Genomic DNA, 4,305 nt, shown 5'->3' on the forward strand with positions numbered 1-4,305 from the left:
CAAAGAGGCCTTGACTACGGGGAAGCTGTGGACGGGAATGTGAAAGGGCTCTACTACTCCACCGTCACGCTCTTGGCCAGGTTCCTCGGCTTATCAACGTCGCAGCCCCTGGCGATGGCGGCGTAATAGGCCAGCAACTGCAGGGGGATGACCGCCAGAGCCGGGGCGACCAACCCATCCGTCTCCGGGATGGGGATCACCTGGTCGCAGTGATGGGCCATCTCCTCAGCCCCCGACCCCTCCGGAGCGATCCCCAGGACGAAGGCGTCGCGGGCCTTGACCTCGCGGATGTTGGAGATCATCTTCTCCCGCAGGTTCTTCTGGGTCGACAGGGCGATGACCGGCACGCCCTCGACCACCAGGGCCAGGGTGCCGTGCTTCAACTCGCCGGCGGCGTAGGCCTCGGCGTGGATGTACGAGATTTCCTTTAGCTTCAACTGGCCCTCCAGGGACACGGCGTAGTCGAGCCCCCGGCCGATGAAGAAGACGTCGTGCCAGGCGGCGCACTTTTGGGCAAAGTCGGCGATGGCCTGCTCGTGGCCGAGGATCTCCTCGGCCTTCTGGGGCAACTCGGCCAGCTCGGACAGGATGGCGTGGGCCTGCTCGGCCGTCAACGTCCCGCGGATCTGCCCGAAGTGCACGGCCAAAAGGGATAGCACCAAGATCTGGGTGGTATAGGCCTTGGTCGAGGCGACGGCGATCTCCGGCCCGGCCCAGGTGTAGATGACGTCGTCGGCATCCCGAGCGACGCTCGACCCGACCACGTTGGTGACGGCCAGGGCGTGGACCCCCCTGGCCTGGCTCTCGCGCATGGCGGCCAGGGTATCGGCGGTCTCGCCGGACTGGCTGACGACGATAACCATCATCTCTTCGGGGTTGAGGATGGGGTCGCGGTACCGGTATTCGGAGGCCAGGTCGACCTCGACCGGCAGCCTCGCCAGCCGCTCGAAGAGGTTCTTCCCGACCAGCCCGGCGTGGTAGGCCGTGCCGGCGGCGGTGATGAAGACCTTCTTCAGCCCGCGGATCTTCTCCGGGGTCAATTTGAGCCCATCCAGCTTGACGGACTTACGGTCCATCGCCACCCGCCCGGTCAGGGTATCGCGGAAGGCCTTCGGTTGCTCGTGGATCTCCTTGAGCATGAAGTGCTCGTAGCCGCCCCGCTCGGCCTGGACCGGGTCCCACTTGACCACAAAGGGCTTCTTCTTCCTGGGCTCGCCCTTCAGGTCGGTCACAGTGACCTCGTCGGCGGTGACCTCGGCCACATCGCCGTCCTCCAGGACGTAGGTCCGGCGGGTGTGCTCGAGAATGGCCGGGACGTCTGAGGCGATGAAGTTCTCGCCCTCACCCAGGCCGACGACGAGCGGACTGTCCTTGCGGATGGCGATGAGCTTCTCGGGTTCCTCGGTGCTGGCGATGACCAGGGCGAAAGACCCGCGCAACCGGGAGGCCGCCTCGCGGGCCGCCGCCGTCAGATCGCCGGTGTAGTAGTGCTCGATGAGATGCGGGACGACCTCGGTGTCGGTCTCGGAGCGGAAGATGTGCCCCTCAGAGACCAGCCACTCCTTGAGCGGGCGGAAGTTCTCAATGATCCCGTTGTGGACGACGACGAACCGCCCGGAGCAGTCGGCGTGCGGGTGGGAGTTCACATCCGACGGCCGGCCGTGGGTCGCCCAGCGGGTGTGCCCGATGCCGGTCTGCCCGGTGGGCTTGTCGCCGTCCAGCTTCTTCTCAAGGGCCGACAAACGGCCGACGGTCTTGCGCACCTCGATCCGGTGATCGACGAGGACGGCCACTCCGGCCGAGTCGTAGCCGCGATATTCGAGGCGCCTCAAACCTTCGATCAAGACGGGCAGGGCCGGCTTGGGCCCGACATAACCGACGATACCACACATTGGCTTCATTCCTCCATTGACTTGCCTGGTTAGTCTGCTCAGCGCCGGCCGACCGTGGGGTTTCCAGCGACGAAAAAGCCGCCCCTCGCGGACAGCAAGGCGCGGCCTGAAGACGGCGTCAGAACCGGCCCTGGCGGCAGGGGCCGCCGCGGCCGGGATAGGTCAAACGGAGACACGGGAAAATCATGTCCCCACCACCCGGAATCCCTTTGTCCCCGCGGTCACCCGCTGGATTTATACGGATTCCTGACGACTGTGGCTGCCGGGGGTCACCCGCCGAAAGTTCCGAGATCCCCCGCCTCGTCAACTCGCCGGCGTCGTGTCGGGCTCATCACCCCACCCTGCCGCGCGAGTTCTGGCGCTTCGATTTTCTGCTTTCTGCCGTCCAGGACTTGGCGTCCCGCCGTACATGGGTTTAACTGCGCTTCTGCTGCTTCCATTCGAATTCCTGCCGACTGATCGCCTCCCCTCCTGAGACGCGTCTGCGCCTTCGGTTGTTCCATGATATTATACCACAGCCCGATTGGTCCCGTCGCCCGCTACTCCGCCCCCAGCTCCCCGGCGATGACCCCGGCCAGCTCGTCGGCCACGCGGTGGGCGACGGCCTCGTCGAGGGCCTCGACCATCACCCGGACCAAGGGTTCGGTGCCCGACGGCCGGACGACCACCCGGCCTTCCCGTCCAAGCGAGGCCTCGGCCCGCTTAACCGCGTCGGCGATGGCTTCGGACTTGTCATAGGCCCGCTTGTCCCTGACCCTCACGTTCACCAGCACCTGCGGGAACCTGGCCATGACCTGGGCCAACTCGCCCAGGCGGCGGCCGGTCCGTTTCATCACCGAGAGGATGGCGATGGAGGTAATGATCCCGTCCCCGGTGGTGTTGTGGTCGAGGATGATGATGTGCCCCGATTGCTCGCCGCCGACGGTGAGGCCCCGGCGCTGCAGGTCCTCGAGGACGTAACGATCGCCCACGCGGGTCCGGAAGACCTGGCCGCCGGCCTTCGTCAGGGCGTGGTCGAGGCCGAAGTTGGACATCACCGTGGCCACGATGGCCTTGCCGGGCAGGGCCTCCTGCGCCAGCCGGTCGGTGGCGTAGATGGCCAGCAGGCCGTCACCGTCGATGATGCCCCCATCGGCGTCGCAGGCGATGACTCGGTCGGCGTCCCCGTCATAGGCAAACCCGGCGTCGACGCCCATCTCGCGGACGGCCTTGGCCATCGCCTCGGGGTGGGTCGATCCGCAACGGACGTTGATGTTGAGCCCGTCGGGTTGGGCGCTCATGGCCGTCACCCGGACCCCCAAGCGGCTGAGGGCCGTCGGGGCGATCCACGAGGCGGCCCCGTTGGCGCAGTCGACGATGACCTTCAGGCCGGCCAGGGACCCTTCTCCGCCGCCGACCTGGACCAGATAGTCCACGTAGCGCTCGACCGCGTCGTGCTCGCGGTAGACCCGACCGACCCCGGCCCCCGACGGCCTCGGGAGTTCGTCCGTGTCCGCCTTGACCAGGGCCTCAATTTCGTCTTCGGTGGCGTCGGGGAGCTTGAAGCCGCTCCCGTCGAAGAACTTGATCCCGTTGTCGGCCACCGGGTTGTGGGAGGCCGAGATCATCGCCCCGGCATCGGCGACGGTCACCCGGGCCAGGTGGGCCACTCCCGGCGTGGTGACCACGCCGAGACCGCGGGCGTCGGCCCCGACCGAGCACAGGCCGGCTACCAGAGCGGCTTCGAGGAGATCCCCGGAGATGCGGGGGTCTCGTCCGACCAGCACGGTCGGGCGTTTCGACTTGCGGGTCAGAACAAAAGCCCCGGCCCGGCCCAAACGATAGGCCAGTTCCGGGGTGAGTTCACTGTTGGCCACGCCGCGGACGCCGTCGGTCCCGAACAATCTGGTCACTGCCAAGTCTCCTTCACTTGATGGTCACTTGATGGTCACGCCGACCGTCCCCGGATCCTTCTGGACCACGGTGAAGCCGTTGGGAACGGTCACGTCGATGGCGAGGCTGTATGACCCGGGCGAATACCCCTTGGCGTTCACCGAGGCGGCGATATCCTTCGCGGCCAGGCCGGAGAGGAGGCTCTTCGGTCCGCGCACGGTGATGCTCACGCCCGACGGGGCGACGGACGCCGAAAGACCGCCGGCCAGGCCGCCGATCTTGACCGGAACCCCGGCGATGGTCCGGTCCCCGGCATCCTCCTCGATGACCGCGGTGACCCGGACGGTCCGTGGCTCGGCCATGGACAGGCCGGGCGGCAGGACGACCTCGACGTCTTGCGAGACGATGCCCTTGACCCCGGCAATGCTGAAGGACTGGGCGGTGGTGCTTTCCACCCCGCTCAGCAGGTCGGCCCCGCCGCGCAGCTTGACCTCACCCGGCTCGGCCGTCACCGAGACCAGATGGTAACCGGGTGCCGGGT

General features: G+C 67.1%; 3 protein-coding genes. All 3 read right to left on the minus strand.

Going from position 1 to position 4,305, the window contains the following annotated elements; all coding sequences use genetic code 11:
* Window positions 1-53 precede the first annotated feature (53 nt).
* Window positions 54-1,892 (minus strand): glutamine--fructose-6-phosphate transaminase (isomerizing), encoded by a 1,839-nt coding sequence (gene glmS, locus VGL40_03660; GenBank protein ID HEY3314367.1) that lies wholly within the window; start codon window positions 1,890-1,892, stop codon window positions 54-56.
* Between the two features lie 539 nt (window positions 1,893-2,431).
* The gene (gene glmM / locus VGL40_03665) at window positions 2,432-3,784 is read right to left on the minus strand and encodes a phosphoglucosamine mutase (protein ID HEY3314368.1); all 1,353 of its coding nucleotides are present in this window, start codon (window positions 3,782-3,784) and stop codon (window positions 2,432-2,434) included.
* A gap of 24 nt (window positions 3,785-3,808) precedes the next feature.
* Window positions 3,809-4,305 (minus strand): CdaR family protein (locus tag VGL40_03670; GenBank protein HEY3314369.1); only part of this gene is annotated, 497 nt, incomplete at its 5' end.

It is taken from the genome of Bacillota bacterium, assembly GCA_036504675.1.
Lineage (GTDB): Bacteria > Bacillota > Sulfobacillia > JAJYWN01 > JAJZPE01 > DASXUT01.